The following is a 2,215-nucleotide window of genomic DNA, read 5'->3' on the forward strand; positions in this document are numbered from 1 at the left end:
CGGTTTACACCACCAAAACCAAGCAAAGCAATTTTATATTCAGTCACGACATGGGCCTCATTGTTATGTTTTCGGTACTGAAATACTAAACTGCAGCAGTGCTCATACGAATATGGCAAACCGATCATTGTTGCGAGCAAAATGCTCGCAGGAGAGAGCATTTTGATTTCCTAGCAACCTACTTCGTGCAAGACAATACAAAAGACGTAACCGTATTCAGAACTCCTGGCAACGTGGATATGTCGCTCCAGACCCGATGAATACAATCCGAACTTGCCGCTTCAACTGTCACTACAATATCCAGGTCACCACTCATTACATTGCAGGAATCGACCTCAGGCATTGAGACAATTGAACGCACTACTTCAGCACCACGCATTCGGTCTTTTCGATACACAAAAATAAGGGCATTAATTGGCGCAACCTCGGAAGGTGGCCCACCTTTGATTATGGTATAACCCCTGATATATCCGTCCCGCTCCAACCGTTCAATCCTGAGCCTGACAGCATTCCTAGACAAATTAACTTTCATGGCAATGTCGTTATGCGCAAGTCGAGCATTACGAGTAAGCTCTTCCAGTATTTTTTCATCCGTCTTATCTAAAACGCGCTTCATCTCTAACTCCAGGATTATAGCGAGCGAGACTTCGTGTCTTGGGATATCGTCTTGATGAGTTCCGTAAGGATGCCAACATCATTGGAAATTGAAATGCATTCGTCATTAGAGAAGGGGTGAGCACTCACCACACTCATTGGAGATTGAACATCGGCTTCAGCCAGAACTGAGGCAGAGCTTGAAGGATGCGTCGTGGCCAAGCAGATCATTGGTGTCAGTAAGCTACGCCTGTTAATTCGCGCAGCTCGTAATCCAATCGCGGTATTGGGACTGATCAAGTAACCACTTTTAACAAAGACTTCATGAATACAGGAAAATGCCTCTGCATCCTCTACCGCCAAAGAATCAAATAGCTTTCGCGCCTCTAACCACTCATCCTGTTCCAGTTGAATTTGGCCATCCGTCTCTAGTAGCTCCATATTTCTAGCCACTTTATCACTGCACCTATTGAGAATACTCCATTGCAGCCGCTCGAAATTAGAGGCTAACGACACATTCATGCAAGGCGTGTTGGTAATACGAATCTCATTACGCCTATAGAGGTTAGACTGAAGAAAGTTATGCAAACCCGCGTTGGTATTCGTTGCTACAATGAGTTRCCTGATGGGTAACCCCATTTCCCTTGCAATACAGCCTGCATAGAGAGCACCAAAATTTCCGGTAGGCACACTGAACGCCACCTCTCTTTTAGGCGCACCTAATTGAAGCGACGAGTAGAAGTAGAAGGACAGATGCGCCAGCACCCTCACCCAATTCACCGAATTGAAAGATATTAATTGTTGACCTGTTTCGTTAATGCCTCTGTGAAATTTTTCGCACAGCTGATGACAATCGGCGTAATCACCCTCAACCAAAATACTTATAACATTTTCTTCGGCAGCGCCTAATAAGCGACGCCGATGCTCATCTGTTATTCCTCTGGAAGGATGCAGAACAATCACAGTCACACCTTCCATGCCATTGAAGGCTTTGATGGCCGCGACACCCGTGTCTCCACCAGTGCAACCAACGACAAGCGCTTTCTTTCCGGACTTTAGTAAAGAGTACTCAACCAGACGAGACATCAATTGGAGACCGAAGTCTTGATAGACCCCTGCCGGACCATGGAATAGTTCTAATACCCRCTCATTGGTAGCCGTCTGATAGAGCGGCGCAACAGCCATACTTTTAAAACGGTCAAATGTCTCCTCAAGAATTCGAGACAGTTCATTTTGAGGGATATAGTCACCTAGGAACGGCTCGATTACATGACGTGCCAGTTCGTGAAATGGTAGCCATTCAAGCTTCAGGAGATCATCGCTTTTGAAGCGAGGAACCTTGCTAGGAACGAAAAGCCCACCATCCGGTGCGTACGCCCCCATGAGGACCTCGCTGAACTCGAATTCTTTACCAGGCGTCCGTGTGCTGACGTACTTCRTGATTTGAGACACCCTCTCGCCTTTTCTGAGCCTTCCACCCGTAAGGCGGTGCCCTGCTGAAATTCAGTGCTGCAGTGAGCCTTTCCTGTGCAATGTGAGGCCTTCTTCTGAAGCGTTGAGCGAGATCATCGTCATCTGCAAACGCAGATGGTGAGGAGTCGCACATCGCCCACGCCAGGCC

Annotated in this window: 2 protein-coding genes; both read right to left on the bottom strand. The window is 47.2% G+C overall.

From position 1 onward, the window contains the following. Positions 1-178: 178 nt before the first annotated feature. Positions 179-616: an Lrp/AsnC family transcriptional regulator gene (locus AC1DVH_RS29865; RefSeq protein ID WP_477756824.1), complete on the bottom strand. Its 438-nt coding sequence runs from the start codon at positions 614-616 to the stop codon at positions 179-181. Between the two features lie 14 nt (positions 617-630). Continuing rightward, the gene (locus tag AC1DVH_RS29870; RefSeq protein ID WP_477756825.1) at positions 631-1,977 is read right to left on the bottom strand and encodes a pyridoxal-phosphate dependent enzyme; all 1,347 of its coding nucleotides are present in this window, start codon (positions 1,975-1,977) and stop codon (positions 631-633) included. Between the last annotated feature and the right edge of the window lie 238 nt (positions 1,978-2,215).

This window comes from Pseudomonas sp. P4_C3 (assembly GCF_056402075.1).

Bases quoted from the DNA above. Each gene is read 5' to 3' on its own strand.
- AC1DVH_RS29865 (WP_477756824.1), bottom strand. From the start codon at position 616: ATGAAGCGCGTTTTAGATAAGACGGATGAAAAAATACTGGAAGAGCTT.